The following is a 15275-nucleotide window of genomic DNA, read 5'->3' on the forward strand; positions in this document are numbered from 1 at the left end:
CGACGCTAGGCACGGGGCCTTTCCGCCGTCCAAGTCATCGTGAGCCTCGTTTCCATAGCCCGCGGCTATCGGCTCTGCGTCGGCGCAGGTTGAGAGCGCGCGTCCGGCGGCGGGGTGCGAGTAATCTCACATCGTCCCCCTCCCAGGGGGCCACCCCGGATCCGCCCCCGGGGCATCCGTACGCTAAATGCGTGCAGCTCCAGCAACTCGCCTACTTCGTGGCGGTCGCCGAGGCACGGCACTTCACCCACGCCGCCGAGCGGATGCGCGTCGCCCAGCCCTCGCTGAGCAAGCAGATCAAGGCGCTGGAGGCCGACCTCGGGGCGCCGCTGTTCAGCCGTGCCCGGGGGAACGTCACGCTCACCGCCGCGGGCGAGGCCCTGCTGCCGCTGGCCCGGCGGATACTGGCCGACGCCGACACCGCGCGGCGGGAGGTCGCCGAGCTGGCGGGGCTGCGCCGGGGGAGGGTACGGCTCGGCGCCACGCCCTCGCTGTGCGCCGGGCTGATGGCCGACGCCCTGGCGCGGTTCCACCGCGACTACCCCGGCATCGAACTGCTGGTGGAGGAGGGCGGCTCCCGCGATCTGGTCCGTGCCCTGGCCCGCGGCCAGCTCGACCTGGCGCTGATCATCATGCCGCTGCAGAGCGACGACCCGGCGCTGGCCACCGAGGAGGTGCTGCGGGAGAACCTCGTCGTCGTCTCCCCCACCGACGCGCCGGTGCGCCGGCCGTACCTGCGGATGGAGGAGCTGCGCGGGCGGCCGATGGTGATGTTCCGCCGCGGCTACGACCTGCGGGAGGCCACGCTCAGCGCGTGCCGCCAGGCCGGGTTCGAGCCGCGGCTGTCGGTGGAGGGCGGCGAGATGGACGCCGTGCTGCGGTTCGTGGAGGCCGGGCTGGGCATCGCGCTGGTCCCGTCGATGGTCCTGGACGGCCGTCCCGGGCTGACCGGCACCCCGCTGGCGCCCCCGGGGCTGCAGCGCACCATCGCCATCGCCCACCGCAAGGACGTCGAGCCCACCCGGGCGGCCCGCGCCTTCCACGACACGCTGCTGTTCTTCCTCGCCGAGGCCGCGCACGACGGCAGCCTGCCCGAGGGGCTGGAGCTGATCACCACCGGCTGAGCGGCCCGGCGCGGTCCGGCACGGTCGGTCCGGCACGACCCGGCGCGGCCCCGGAGCCCTCCCGGGCGCGGGATCGGCGCGGCGCCGCCCCTGCCGGGAACCGGCGCGGCCCCTTCCGAGGCGCCGTCACCCCGGCCGGCGCAACGGAAGTCTCACAACGGCGCAACGGTTTCCCGATCGGCGCGCGCGAGGCGGGCGGGCCGTACAGGATGGGATCCAGGCAGGATGGATGCGGGGCGACGACGGGCGCGCCGGATCGCCGCCGCCCGGCCGGACCGTGAGGGGGCCACCGGGCGGTTGCGAGAGGGCCGCGAGGCCGCGGGCCTGATCATCACACGTTGAGTCCTGGTGTCACACTATTCTTCATACGTTGACAAGGTGCCCCCAATCCATGAAGAGGCGTCCGTGACCGCCCCCTCCAACGACACGCTCACGATCCTCCTCATCGAGGACGACGCGGGCGACGCCTTCCTCGTGGAGGAGCTGCTCGGCGAGTCGGAGAACCCTCATAAGATCATTTGGGCGCGCAGCCTGGCCGAGACCAGGGAGCGGCTCACCCCCGACGTCCAGTGCGTGCTCGTGGACCTCTCCCTGCCCGACGCCAGCGGCCTGGAGGCGCTGGAGCAGGTGCTGTCGATGGCGCCCGACACCGCGGTGCTCGTGCTGACCGGCCTCAACGACACCCACGTCGGCGTCGAGGCCGTCGCCGCGGGCGCCCAGGACTACCTCGTCAAGCAGGACGTGGAGGCCAGGCTGCTGGCCCGCGCGATCAGCTACGCGATGGAGCGCAAGCGCGCCGACCTGGCGCAGCGCAGCCTCGTCGAGGCCCAGCTGACGGCCAAGGAGAACGCCCGCCTCGAACGCAGGCTGCTGCCGGTCCCGCTGCTGGAGTCCGACGGCCTGGACCACCAGGCCCGATACCTCCCCGGCCGCCGCCGCGCCCTGCTCGCCGGCGACTTCTGGGACACCGTTCAGGGGCCCGACGGCGCCGTGCACGTGGTCGTCGGCGACGTGTGCGGGCACGGCCCGGACGAGGCGGCCCTGGGCGTGGCGCTGCGGATCGCCTGGCGGACCCTGGTCCTGGCCGGGCACACCGGCAACGAGCTGCTGCGCACCCTCGACTCGGTGCTGCGCCTCGAACGCAAGTCCCCGGAGATCTTCACGACGCTCTGCATCGCCACGATCGACGCATCCCTGGACCGCGCCCGGATGCACGTGGTCGGCCACCCCCCGCCCCTGCTGATCCGCGACGGAGCGATCGGCGTGCTGCAGGGCACCCCCTCCGGTCCCCCGCTGGGGATCTTCCAGGGCGTCGACTGGTCGGAGATCGAGGTGCCGCTGGGCGACGAGTGGTCGATGCTCCTCTACACCGACGGCCTGATCGAGGCCACCGTGGGCGGCGGCCCCGACCTGCTCGGCACCGAGGGGCTGCTCCGGCTGGTCCACGAGCAGGGCGGCATCCACCTCGACCGGCTCATCGAGCGGGTGATCGAGCTGAACCGCGACGCGCTCAGCGACGACCTGGCCACCGTCCTCATCTCCCGGCCCGGCGGAGTCCCCCGGCCCGGCGGGCAGGAGCGGGAGGAGGCGTGATGAGCGACCGCGGGCGCCTGCGCCCGCTGCCCGTCCCCGAGCCCGCGACGGGCTTCGGCAAGCTCCGGGTCGGCCAGTGGTTCCTGCTCACCGGCGTGCTGATCGCGGTGGCCCTGGCGATCACCGGCCTCTTCGCGGTCGCCTCGATGAAGGACTTCACCCGGCTGCGGGGCGCCGTGGTCGACGTCGTCGACCCCGCGGCGCTGCGCACCCTGGAGATCTCCAACGCGCTGTCCGCGCAGGAGAGCGCCGCGCGGACGTACGGCAGGACGAACGAGGAGCGCTCCCTGCTGGCCTACCGCTCCGCCGTCGCCGACGAGCGCAGGGCGATGGCCGAGCTCGAACGGCTCATGCCCCGCATCCCGGAGAGCGACGCGGTCCGCGCCGAGGTCCAGCGGCTCAAGGACACCGGGGACGCCTGGCGGCGCGACTACGCCGAGCCGCTCATCGCCTCGGTGCCGACCTACAAGACCGAGTCCGCCCAGCGGATGGCGCCGGTCAACGGTGAGCGGTTCACCGAGGTCCGCCGATCGCTGTCCACCCTCCAGACGCATCTGAACCGGCTGCACGACGAGGGGAGCGCCCGGCTGAACCAGGGCTGGTCCGCGCTCTACGTGGCGCTCGGCGTGATCGTCGCCGTCCTGGCCCTGGCCGGGGTCGGCGCGGTGCTGATCGTGCGCTTCGCCGTACTGCGCCCGCTGGCCGAGCTGACCGAGCAGGTCCGCGCGGTCGGCCAGGGAGACTTCGACCACCGCCTCAAGGTCGAGCGGCCGTCGGAGCTGTCGGAGCTGTCCGGGCACGTCGACGCCATGCGCCGCCGCATGCTGGCGGAGTGGCGGCGCGCCTCCGAGGCGCAGGCCAAGCTGGAGGAACAGACCGCCGAGCTGCGGCGATCCAACAGCGAGCTGGAGCAGTTCGCCTACGTCGCCAGCCACGACCTGCAGGAACCGCTGCGCAAGGTGGCCAGCTTCACCCAGATGCTCGACCAGCGCTACGGCGACCAGCTCGACGCCCGCGCCAAGCAGTACATCACCTTCGCCGTGGACGGCGCCAAGCGCATGCAGCTCCTCATCAACGACCTGCTCGACTTCTCCCGGGTGGGCAGGATCGGCGGGGAGATGACCACGCTCGACGCCGACGTGCCCCTGCAGGCCGCGCTGAAGAACCTCGCCGCGCCCATCGAGGAGGCCGGCGCGACCGTGACCTGCGACGAGCTGCCCGTGGTGCACGGCAACCGGTCCCAGCTCACCCAGCTCTTCCAGAACCTCATCGGCAACGCGGTGAAGTTCCGCTCGGAGGAGCCGCCGAAGGTCCGCATCGGCGTGCGGCGCGACGGGGAGATGTGGGAGTTCTTCTGCGCCGACAACGGCATAGGCATCGACGGCAAATACACTGAACGCATCTTCCTGATCTTCCAGCGCCTGCACGGCCGGGACGCCTACGCCGGCACCGGCATCGGGCTGGCCCTGTGCAAGAAGATCGTCGAGTACCACGGCGGCCGGATCTGGGTGGAACAGCCGGAGCCCGGCACGACGGGGACGACCTTCAAGTGGACCCTTCCTACTGGAGAGACCGATGAATGACCTGCGCTGGATCGACGTGCTCCTGGTCGAGGACGACCCGGGTGACGTCCTGCTGACCAAGGAGGCGTTCGAGCTCAACAAGGTCCGGAACAAGCTGCACGTCGTCAACGACGGCGAGCAGGCCATGGCGTTCCTGCGCCAGGAGGGCGAGTACGCCGACGCCCCCCGGCCCGACCTGATCCTGCTCGACCTCAACCTCCCCCGCAAGGACGGCCGGGAGGTGCTGCAGGACATAAAGTCCGACGAGAAGCTGCGGGGCATCCCCGTGGTCGTGCTGACGACGTCGGAGTCCGAGGAGGACATCCTGCGCAGCTACAACCTGCACGCCAACGCCTACGTCTCCAAGCCCGTCGACTTCGACCAGTTCATCAGCGTGGTCCGGCGCATCGACGACTTCTTCGTGACCGTGGTCAAGCTGCCCGGCAGCAACCAGCGGTACTGACCTCTCTCCTCTCTGCCTCTGTCGCGCCCGGCCGGCGCGGGGCCGCCGCGCGTCGCGGCCCCGCGGCCCGCCCGCCGTCCTCCCGGGCGGCCCTCCCGTACGGCCTTCCGGGTGCCGCCTCCCGTGCCCCCGCGCGGCCTTCCGGCGCCGCCTCCGGTCCGCTTCCGGCGCCGCCTCCCGTGCCCCTCCGGCCCCTCCTCCGGACGCCCACCTGCTGATCTTCACCGGTCCCGCTCCGCCGCTCTGCGGGCCTCTCAGCCGCCGTCCGCCGTGACCGACGATCTCCCCACGTCCCGCCTTCGCGGGCGGTCTTGACTGGCCGGTGACTCCTTCCTGACCAACGTGACAGGAATCACACCGAGAGTGGGAAAATGTGAGTGACCTTTCTCACACAACCCCCGGGCCGCGTCGTAACGTATCCCCCACCAATACGCGCGCGCACGCTGAGCCGGCGCGACGACGACCCGCGGTGCGCCGCACAACTTAGATCACCCGGACCCCCGGCAGCAGGGTTCGCGGGAGGTGGAAGGTCGACGATGACCCAGACAACGGCCGAGAACACGGCCAGAAGGCAACGTGCGCAGATCAAGGAACGCACCCTGCGGACGGACCGGTGGTGGCGCTACCCACTGGTCACCTTCATCATCTTCATGGCGTTCCTGATCTACGCCACATGGGCGATCTTCGATAAGAGCTTCTTCGTCTCCCCGTACCACGCGCCGTTCGCCTCCCCGTGCCTGGCGCAGGCGACCTGCCCGGAGGAGGCGCGGCTGTTCGGCTTCGCGCCGTTCGGCGACTGGTACACCCTGCCGCCGGGCCTGCTGATCCTCGGCCTGCCCGCCGGGTTCCGCTTCACCTGCTACTACTACCGCAAGGCCTACTACCGCGGCTTCTGGCTCTCGCCCCCGGCGTGCGCGGTGGGCGAGCCGCACGGCCGCTACACCGGCGAGTCCCGCTTCCCGCTGATCCTGCAGAACATCCACCGCTACTTCTTCTACGCGGCGATCGTGATCGGCCTGATCCTCGCCATCGACGCGGTGAAGGCCCTCATCGGCAAGCCGTTCGGGCTCGGCACCTGGATCCTGATCATCAACGCGGTCTTCATCAACCTGTACACGCTGTCGTGCCACTCCTGCCGGCACATCACGGCGGGCCGCCTGAACCACTTCTCCCGGCACCCGCTCCGCTACCGCGCCTGGGGCTTCGTCTCCAAGCTCAACGCCAAGCACCAGGAGCTGGCGCTGATCTCGATGTTCACGGTCATGGGAGCCGACCTGTACGTCCGGCTGGTCGCCAAGGGCATCGTCAACTTCCCGTTCGCATAAGGATCTGCTGTGGAAATCGAGCGTCACGAATACGACGTCGTCGTCATCGGCGCCGGCGGTGCGGGACTGCGGGCGGCCATCGAGGCCCGCCAGCAGGGCAAGCGGACCGCGATCATCTGCAAGTCGTTGTTCGGCAAGGCGCACACCGTCATGGCCGAGGGCGGCGCCGCCGCCGCCATGGGCAACGTCAACAGCGACGACAACTGGATGGTGCACTTCCGCGACACCATGCGCGGCGGCAAGTTCCTCAACAACTGGAGGATGGCCGAGCTGCACGCCAAGGAGGCCCCGGACCGGGTCTGGGAGCTGGAGGCATGGGGCGCGCTGTTCGACCGCACCAAGGACGGCAAGATCAGCCAGCGTAACTTCGGCGGGCACGAGTACCCCCGGCTGGCCCACGTCGGTGACCGTACCGGCCTGGAGATGATCCGCACCCTGCAGCAGCGGGTCGTCGCCCTCCAGCAGGAGGACGAGCGGCGGCACGGGGACGCCGAGGCGTACATCAAGGTCTTCGCCGAGTGCACGGTGACCCGTCTGCTCAAGGACGGCGACGCGATCTCCGGCGCCTTCGGCTACTGGCGGGAGAACGGCAGGTTCGTCCTCTTCGACGCCCCGGCGGTCGTGCTGGCCACCGGCGGCATCGGCAAGTCCTACGTGGTGACCTCCAACTCCTGGGAGTACACCGGGGACGGCCACGCGCTGGCGCTGCTGGCCGGGGCCAAGCTGATCAACATGGAGTTCATCCAGTTCCACCCCACCGGGATGGTCTGGCCTCCGTCGGTCCGCGGCATCCTCGTCACCGAGTCCGTCCGCGGTGACGGCGGGGTGCTGAGGAACTCCGAGGGCAAGCGCTTCATGTTCGACTACATCCCCGAGGTGTTCAAGGACAAGTACGCCACCACCGAGGAGGAGGCCGACCGCTGGTACGGCGACCAGGCGAACAACCGCCGTCCCCCGGAGCTGCTGCCCCGTGACGAGGTGGCCCGCGCCATCAACTCCGAGGTCAAGGCCGGTCGCGGATCGCCCCAGGGCGGCGTCTTCCTGGACGTCTCCAGCCGGCTGCCCGCCGCCGAGATCACCCGGCGGCTGCCGTCGATGCACCACCAGTTCAAGGAGCTGGCCGACGTCGACATCACGAAGGAGCCCATGCAGGTCGGCCCGACCTGTCACTACATCATGGGCGGCGTCGAGGTGGACGCCGACACCGGCCAGGCGTCCGTCCCCGGTCTCTTCGCGGCCGGCGAGGTCTCCGGCGGCATGCACGGCTCCAACCGGCTCGGCGGCAACTCGCTGTCCGACCTGCTGGTGTTCGGCCGCCGCGCGGGCGCCGGGGCCGCCGCCTACGTCGACGGCCTCCGGACGCGGCCCAAGGTCGCCGAAGACGCGGTGGAGGCGGCCAGGACCGAGGCGCTGGAGCCGCTGGAGCGGTCGGGGGAGAACCCCTACGTGGTCCACCAGGAGCTGCAGCGGACGATGAACGAGCTGGTCGGCATCATCCGCAAGTCCGAGGAGATCACCGAGGCGCTGGAGGCGGTGGGCAAGCTCAAGGAGCGGGCCCAGCACGTCGGGGCGACCGGGAGCCGGATCTACAACCCCGGCTGGCACCTCGCCCTCGACCTGCGCAACATGCTGCTGGTCTCCGAGTGCGTGGCCAAGGCGGCCCTGCTCCGCGAGGAGAGCCGCGGCGGCCACACCCGTGACGACTTCCCGGGCATGTCGGCGGAGTGGCGCCGCAGGCTCCTGTCCTGCGCCCTGGCCCCGGACGGCTCGGTCACGGTGGAGGAGAAGGTCCAGCCGTCCATGCGCGACGACCTGATCAGGCTCTTCGAGCTCGACGAGCTGAAGAAGTACATGACGGACGAAGAGCTGGCCGGTCTCGACACGTCGGTCAAGGAGTGACATGAGCTACAAGGCGAAGTTCCGCGTGTGGCGGGGCGAGGGCGGCGAGGGACGGCTGGAGGACTTCACCGTCGAGGTGAACGAGGGCGAGGTCGTCCTCGACATCATCCACCGGCTCCAGGCCACCCAGGCGCCCGACCTCGCGGTCCGGTGGAACTGCAAGGCCGGCAAGTGCGGCTCCTGCTCCATGGAGATCAACGGCAAGCCCAAGCTCGGCTGCATGACCCGGATGTCCACCTTCACGGAGGACGAGACGATCACCGTGACGCCCATGCGGACGTTCCCGGTGATCAAGGACCTGGTCACCGACGTCTCGTTCAACTACCAGAAGGCCCGGGAGATCCCGTCCTTCACCCCGCCTGCGGACGTGAAGCCGGGCGAGTACCGCATGCAGCAGATCGACGTCGAGCGGTCCCAGGAGTTCCGCAAGTGCATCGAGTGCTTCATGTGCAACAACGTCTGCCACGTGATCCGCGACCACGAGGAGAACAAGCCGGCCTTCGCCGGTCCGCGCTTCCTCATGCGGATCGCCGAGCTGGACATGCACCCCTACGACGTGGCGGACCGCAAGGACTCCGCGCAGGAGGAGCACGGCCTCGGCTACTGCAACATCACCAAGTGCTGCACCGAGGTCTGCCCGGAGCACATCAAGATCACCGACAACGCGCTGATCCCGATGAAGGAACGCGTCGTCGACCGGAAGTACGACCCGCTGGTCTGGCTCGGCAACAAGATCTTCCGGCGTTCCGACACGAAGCGGTGACCGCCTCCCCCGGCGGATGACCGCTGACGGCGGTGTCCGCTGACGGCGCCGGCCACGCCCCCGCGTGGCCGGCGCCGCCGCTTTTTCACCGGGAGGAGACCGTACGGCCGGCGTGCGCGCCGGGTCCCGTCAGTGAGCCGTCTCCGGCAGGTCGTCCGTCCACTCGGCCTTCTCCGTGCGGATCGCGCCGTCCTTCCCCGGCTTCGTGGAAGCCGGGGTGAAGGCCGACTCGCGTAGCCGCGCCGCCTCGACGTCCACCACCAGCTTGATCTCACCGTCCGAAACCTTGAGCAGCAGGCTCTCTCCCCCGTCGGCGGTCCCGAGGCTCCGGACGTCGGGCAGCGCGGCGAGCGCCCGGAAGGCGGCCTCGCGGACCTCCGGCGGTGCGGGCATGCGGGACAGGACATCGAGCAGCGGGACGTAACGGGCGGCCTCCTCGTTGAGCACCCCCGTCGCGTGCTCGGTGAGCCACGCCACCAGGTCGTCCGGACCCGTGGGGAGCCCCTGGATCTGCTCATAGCTCAGCCTGGTGCCCTCCAGGTCGAACCCGTCGGTCCAGTGCCCGTGGCCGCCGTCGTTCTTCTCGACCTCGCCCTTCCCGCTCCGCCGGACCCAGGACCTGCCGTCACGCGCGGTCCAGGTCTCCACGGACGACGTCGCCGGTTCCTGCCCGGGCACGGTGTCCGTGTTCACGGTCTTGACGTACCAGTAGGCACCCGGTTCCTCGGGAGCGGCCGCCGCGGCGGTCGCCGCGGCGAGCAGGATCTGCCGCCCCGACCTCTGCACGACGGTCGTCGGGCCGGCGGAGACGGCGGAGGTGACGGCGGGCGCCCCCGCGGGCCCGGCGACCACGACCGTGACCGCCGCGGCGCCCGCGGCCAGGGCCGCCGACGCGGCCAGCAGTATGCGTGTCCTCGACGGCAGGAACCGGCGGTCGCGCCGCGCCGGCGCGGCCGGAGAGGCGACGGCATGCCGTACCAGGGCCTCGCGGGCGGCGGTGTGGGCGGCGTGGGAGGGAGCGGCAGGCCGGGGCCTGGCCTCGTGCAGCATCTCGAGGTCGTCCATTCTCAAAGCTCCTTCTCTGTGGTGGCCGGTCCGATGTGGTCCAGTGCGGCGCGGATCCTCTTGCGGGCCCGGTGCAGCCGGGTGCGAACGCCGGCGGAGGTGATGCCGAGCGCCTCGGCCGCCTCCTCGTGGCTCAGTCCGGCCCACGCGACCAGCAGCAGCGCGTCCCGGTGGGCTTTGGAGACCTTCGCCAGGGCCGCCATCAGCGGCTCACGGTGCGCCTGGGCGTCCAACCGGCCCGCGACCCGATCCGCGTGGTCGTCGTCGACGTCTCTGAGGTGCGTCCGGGAGAGCGCCCGGTAACGCCGGGCCTCCGCCCGGTGGTGCCGGGAGAGCAGATTGGTGACGATCCCGTACAGCCAGGGCCGGGCGTCGTCGCGGGACAGGTCATAGCGTTTCCGGCGGTCGAACGCGATCAGGAAGGTCTCCGCGGCCACGTCGTCGGCCAGGCTCGGACCCAGCCGCTGCGCGGCGAAGCCGTGGATCTGGAAGTAGTAGCGGTCGAAGACGACGGCGAAGCTTTCCGGGTCGTTCCAGGATCGTTCGATGATCACCGCGTCGCTGAGCCCTTCGGCGGTGGACACCTGGGGCGCCGCCGTCATGGTCGGCTCTCTCGTGTCATCGGCTGCCTTCCGTGGTTCGAGTGGTCGCGCTCCTTCGCCGATGCACGGAAAAGCGTTTCACCGGTGACCGCGGCGCCGCCGTCCACGCCGGGACGCGCCGGCGGAGAACGAGAGGCGACATCGGTGGTCGCCGATCCGCCGACCGATGAGGAGCCGACGGTCCCGCCGGCGTTCGCCGCCTACATCGTCGACACGCGGCCGGTACGCGCTCTCGGCACACGGTTCCGGGGCGTGGTTCCGGCACGCGGATTCGGCACGCGGACTCGGCACGCGGACTCGACGCACGGTCCCGGCGCGATCTCGGCACGCGGACTCGGCACGCGGACTCGGCACGCGGACTCGACGCACGGTCCCGGCGCGATCTCGGCACACGATTCCGGCACGCGGGCTCGGCGCAAGGTCTGGGGTACGAGGTTCCGGCGCGCGGTGTCGCCGCCACCGAGTCGCTCCTACGCGACGGCGACGCCCGGTCTCCCGGACGGCCCCGGCGGGACGCACGTGCCCGCCCGCACCGTCAGCGGACGTCTGGACGGGGACGCGTCAGGACGAGCGGCGGAAGAGCCCGCGCTTCTTCCTGCCCTCGGCCCCCTCCGGCAGGGGATGGGTCACCGTACCCGTGAGCCCGGTGTCGGAGGGTGTTCCGGGAACGGGCCCCTGGCCGACGGGAGCTCCGGGAAGGGCCTCATGGCCGGAAGGTGTTCCAGGAACGGGCTTCTGGCCGGAGGGAGCTCCGGGAACGGCCTCCTCGCCGGAGGGCGTCCCGGAAACGGCCTCGGGACCGGCGGCGGCCTCGGCGGAGCCGGGCTCCCGGGCCGGCTCGAAGAAACCCCGGGTCCGGTCGCCGGGCTCATCCTGCTCGGGGAAGGACGGCGTGCCGGCGTGATCGGCCCCGGACTCACCGATGGGGCCGGGGCGGTCGGCCGTCCCACGGAACAGGTCGTCGTCCGTCTCGCGCGGCAGGAGATCGCCGGGGCCGGCGGGCCGGGCGGCCGGGCCGGGGAAGTCGTCCTCGTCCAGGGCGTGGAAGGTGCCCGGCACGTCGGGCGCCATCGCCTCGTCGTGCACGCCGTACATCCCGTCGTGCCCCGCCGGACCGTACGGCTCAGCGTACGGCGGATATCCGGCGGATGCGTGCTGCTCGTGGCCCTGCGGCGGGTACCCGGCGGGTGCGTGCTCATGGCCCGGGTGGCCCGGCGGCAGGTAGGCCGTCTCGTACGGCTGCCCGCCGTACGGGTGCTCGTACGGCCGGCCGTACGCCTCGGGGGCGTAGCCCTCGGGGTACCCCTGCGGATACATGTGCATGGGCACCAGGCTGACGATCGGGGCGTAGGCCGTGCCGCCCTGGTAGGCCGGCGGGAAGCCCGGCGCGGCCGCGTAACCCGGACCGGCGGGATAGCCCGCGGGGCCGGCGGGATAGGCCACGGGGTCGATCGGGCCCCGGTAGTCCGCGGCGCGGGGACCCGCCCGGCGGACGGCCGCCGCGTGGGCGAGGCGGCGCAGCCTGCCCTCGAAGATCAGTACGGCGAACAGCACCAGCAGCACCAGGATCAGCGCCGGGATGGCGAGCTGGCCGCTCAGCGTGGCGCTGTCGAACTCCGAACCCGCGTTGCGGATCTCGTGGCGGACCGGCGCGGAGGCGGGCTCCTCGAACGGGGTCTCGCTCGGCGGCGGCGTGGCGGTGGGGACCGCGGTCGGCTGCGTCTGCGGCTGCGTCTCGGTGCTGGGGAAGGACGGATCCGGGTCGCTGCTCGGCGGCGCCACCGGATCGTTGGCGGGGGTGGTGGGAGGAGGCACGACGGGAGCCGCGGAGGTCTGCTGCGGAGGCGGCACCGTCACGGTCTCGTGCACGGTCTTCGTCGGCTTCGGCGTCTTGGGCTTCTTCGGGGGGACGATGACCGTGGTGTGCACCGTCCGGGGAGCCGGCTTCGGAGGAGCGGGGGGCTCCTCCTCGGGGGGCGCGGTGACCGTGACCGTGACGATCGGCGTGGGCTCGTCGGCGCACGGGGCGGAGGGGTCGGTGTCACACCCCGGGATCTCACCGGGGGTGTCGGCCACCAGCATGGTCGCCGGATCGGAAATCGGAGCGGTGAGCGGCGCGGCAGCCAGAAGCACCGCCCCGCTCAGTCCGAGAGACATGGCGACGGCAGATAAAGCCGCCGTCCGTCGCGATCGCGCCAACCCTGCCCTCCGCGAATTTCCCAGCCTTAAACCCGCCAAGGAAATACTAGTTGGGCAAAAGTAACAGTAAACCGCTTTCTACGATACGGGCCGCCGATTTTCTACGATGCGGGCCGCCAGTTACGCCGGCGCTGGATCCTCATCCGGAGCCAGAGCAGGAGCAGCAGACCACCGACCGCCGCCCCGACCGCGGGCAGTCCCCGCACGTCGGACAGCACTGAGCTCGAACTGGTCGCGGCCTCGATCTTCGCGCTCGACCCGTCGAGCTCCCGGGGAAGCGGCGCTCCCGGCGGCATCGCCAGCGGCGACGGAGCCCCGGGCACGCCCGGCGCGAGCGGGGCCCCCGGGACACCGGGGGTCATCGGCGCTCCGGGACCGCCCTGCTGCGGGTAACCCTGCTGCGGATAGCCCTGCTGCGGGTATCCCTGCTGGACGGGCGGCTGACCCATCTGACCCGGCTGACCCATCTGGCCGGGCTGACCCATCTGGCCGGGCTGCTGGGGCAGCACCGGCATCTGGCCCGGCGTCATCTGCCCCTGCGGGAACATGGGCGGAGGTCCCATCTGCGGCGGCACCTGGGGAAGGACCGGCATCCGCTGGGGCACCGGCGCCATCTGGCGAGGCATCGGCGGCATCTGCTGGGGCATCGGCGGCATCACCGGGAACTGCCCCATCTGCTGAGGCATCTGCTGAACCGGGGACAACCGCATGCCGACGGCCCCCTGCCTCCGGGCCGCCCGCTGGGCCGCGCTGTTCCTGAGCGTCGCCCTCCGGCCCTGGAGCCTCGGGACGGCCTGCGGCTGGGTCGCCATCGCCGTCCGCGGCACCCGCGGGCCCTGGGCGGAACCGCGAGAAGCGCTCCCCTGCCCCGGTGCGACGCCGTGCTCCTGCACGACGGGCGCCTGCGATGCGGGGTCTTCGTAGACCGGGAGGTTGCGCCGGGACGCCGGGATGTCCTCCAGGACCATCGGCATGCCCCGCTCCTCCGAACCCGCCTGCCGGGGGCTCGAACCGGGGTCGGCGGCGAGGATCCGGGTCTCGGGCCGCACCGCGCCGTTCTGCGCGGCCGGCCCGCCGGGCGTGAGGGCGGCTGTACCGGGTGTGAGGGCCGTACCGGGTGTGAGGGCCGTACCGGGTGTGAGGGCCGTACCGGGCCGGGAGAGCAGGGTCGTCGGCTCGTCCGGAAGCGCCCCGGTGGCCTGGCCGGCGTCCTGCACGCGCTCCCCGAACATGCCGGGCATAGTCTCGGGGACCGCCCCGGTGAGGGCGGAACCGCCGGTCAGCGGCGTCCGGGCGGTCCCGGCGGAACCCGCCGCCACGCCCCCGGAGCCCGCAGAGCCCACGGCTCCGGCGGCTTCCGTCCCGGGGCGCACCGCGTCTCCGGCGCTCCCGGTCACCGCGGTGCCCGCGGCGTTCCCGGTGAGCCCGGCCGCGCCTGTGCCCCGGGTGCCCGTGCCCCGGGCGCCGGCCTCCTGGAGACCTGTGCCCTGAGCGCCGGCGCCCCGGACCTCTCCGGTGCCCGTCCCGGTTCCGGAGGTCGTGACGTCACCGGAGCCTTCCGAGCCCGGGACGGCTCCGGCCGCATCGGCGCTCCGTGCGCTGCCCGGAACCGGGATGCGCCCACCGGCAGCGGAGGCACCCGCCGCCGCGGCGCCGTCCGAAGCACCGGTCGAGGCGCTGTCCGAGGTCCCGTTCGAGGTCCCGTCCATGACGTCGCCCGCGGCATCGGAGCGCTGCGCGGTCCGCGCCGCCGGGATCCGCATCGTGGTCCGCGCGGTCCGGGTGACCCACTCGCCCCGGGCGTCGCGGATCCGCGCCACCGCGGTCAGCTGGACCTGGCCGGCCTCCTCCGGCGCGCGCAGCACCACGTCGACGGGCACGTGAGCGCCGGCCCTCTCCATCGAGCAGGTCAGCGCACCCCCCGCCGCCCGGCCGTTCTCCGCCTGGGCGTCCACCGGAGTCTCCGCGGCCTCCCCGGCCGAACCGGCTGCCGAACCGGCCATCGGACCGGCCGCGACGTCCCGGGCCCCGGTGGCGCCCGGAGCCTCCGCGGTCCTCTCCACCGGACCGGACACCGGAACCGCGCCGGCGCCCCGGAACCCGGCGGCGTCCGCCGTACCGCCCGCCGGTGGGGCGTCCACCGCGGGTTCTGCCGCGAGCGGTCCTCCACCGGGTCCGGCCGCCGGGTGGGCCGGGTGGAAGGCCGCCGCGCGGGCGCCTCCCGCCGCGGGAGCCCCCGCTTCCTGCGCCCCCTGTGCTCCCTGCACGTCGGGCGCGCCTCGCGTGCCGGCGGCCGGGACGTCCCGGCCGGACCCCTCGGTCAGCGGGGCCCCCTCCGCCGCGGCCCCGCGCGGCGGGCAGTCGACGTCCTTGAGCGCCTCCGCGGGCTCCGAGGAGACGGCCAGCCACGCCTCGTCACCGGCCCCCTGCAACCAGAGCCGGAACCGGAACTCGTCGGCGGCGGCCCCGGACGGCGCGGCGGAGTCGCCCGCCGTCACCGCCGAGGCGTCCGCCGCGACCTCCCCCGGCGTCGACCCGGCCGACCCCGGTGTCACGTCCGCGTACGCGGCCGGGACGCCGCCCAGGATGAGGGCCCCCGCCCCCACCGCGGACACGACCCGGGCACGCTGCAACCACTCGGTCACCGCATCTCTCCGATCCCCCGTTACGAACGCGCGTC

The 15275-nt window shown here is 72.4% G+C and carries 11 protein-coding genes; 7 read left to right on the top strand and 4 right to left on the bottom strand.

Going from position 1 to position 15275, the window contains the following annotated elements; translation table 11 throughout:
* The first annotated feature begins 191 nt into the window (after window positions 1-191).
* The 7 genes from ACZ6W9_RS26715 (at window position 192) to ACZ6W9_RS26745 (ending at window position 8729) form a co-directional block, all read left to right on the top strand.
* Window positions 192-1124 (top strand): LysR family transcriptional regulator, encoded by a 933-nt coding sequence (locus tag ACZ6W9_RS26715; RefSeq protein WP_389956625.1) that lies wholly within the window; start codon window positions 192-194, stop codon window positions 1122-1124.
* 378 nt (window positions 1125-1502) lie between these two features.
* Window positions 1503-2717: a PP2C family protein-serine/threonine phosphatase gene (locus tag ACZ6W9_RS26720; protein ID WP_389956627.1), complete on the top strand. Its 1215-nt coding sequence runs from the start codon at window positions 1503-1505 to the stop codon at window positions 2715-2717.
* Window positions 2717-4300 (top strand): sensor histidine kinase, encoded by a 1584-nt coding sequence (locus ACZ6W9_RS26725; protein ID WP_389956629.1) that lies wholly within the window; start codon window positions 2717-2719, stop codon window positions 4298-4300. The genes ACZ6W9_RS26720 and ACZ6W9_RS26725 overlap by 1 nt, the downstream gene beginning before the upstream one ends.
* Window positions 4293-4742, top strand: coding sequence for a response regulator (locus tag ACZ6W9_RS26730; RefSeq protein ID WP_362943864.1), 450 nt, complete (start codon window positions 4293-4295; stop codon window positions 4740-4742). The genes ACZ6W9_RS26725 and ACZ6W9_RS26730 overlap by 8 nt, the downstream gene beginning before the upstream one ends.
* Window positions 4743-5278: 536 nt before the next feature.
* Window positions 5279-6067, top strand: a complete 789-nt coding sequence (locus ACZ6W9_RS26735) for a hypothetical protein (RefSeq protein ID WP_389956632.1) — start codon at window positions 5279-5281, stop codon at window positions 6065-6067.
* A gap of 9 nt (window positions 6068-6076) precedes the next feature.
* Complete coding sequence (locus tag ACZ6W9_RS26740) at window positions 6077-7966, top strand: fumarate reductase/succinate dehydrogenase flavoprotein subunit (RefSeq protein WP_389956635.1); 1890 nt, start codon at window positions 6077-6079, stop codon at window positions 7964-7966.
* A gap of 1 nt (window position 7967) precedes the next feature.
* Complete coding sequence (locus tag ACZ6W9_RS26745) at window positions 7968-8729, top strand: succinate dehydrogenase/fumarate reductase iron-sulfur subunit (RefSeq protein ID WP_362943871.1); 762 nt, start codon at window positions 7968-7970, stop codon at window positions 8727-8729.
* Between the two features lie 129 nt (window positions 8730-8858).
* Here ACZ6W9_RS26745 and ACZ6W9_RS26750 read toward each other — a convergent pair whose 3' ends face one another.
* The 4 genes from ACZ6W9_RS26750 to ACZ6W9_RS26765 form a co-directional block, all read right to left on the bottom strand.
* On the bottom strand, window positions 8859-9794 hold the full coding sequence (locus ACZ6W9_RS26750) for a CU044_5270 family protein (RefSeq protein WP_389956637.1): 936 nt from the start codon (window positions 9792-9794) through the stop codon (window positions 8859-8861).
* A gap of 2 nt (window positions 9795-9796) precedes the next feature.
* Window positions 9797-10396, bottom strand: coding sequence for an RNA polymerase sigma factor (locus ACZ6W9_RS26755; protein ID WP_389956639.1), 600 nt, complete (start codon window positions 10394-10396; stop codon window positions 9797-9799).
* 561 nt (window positions 10397-10957) lie between these two features.
* A complete protein-coding gene (locus tag ACZ6W9_RS26760) occupies window positions 10958-12553 on the bottom strand; it encodes a hypothetical protein (RefSeq protein ID WP_389956641.1) in 1596 nt (531 codons plus the stop codon).
* Between the two features lie 143 nt (window positions 12554-12696).
* Complete coding sequence (locus ACZ6W9_RS26765) at window positions 12697-15240, bottom strand: hypothetical protein (protein WP_470120228.1); 2544 nt, start codon at window positions 15238-15240, stop codon at window positions 12697-12699.
* Between the last annotated feature and the right edge of the window lie 35 nt (window positions 15241-15275).

The sequence above is a fragment of the Streptosporangium sp. NPDC053982 genome, from assembly GCF_055585205.1.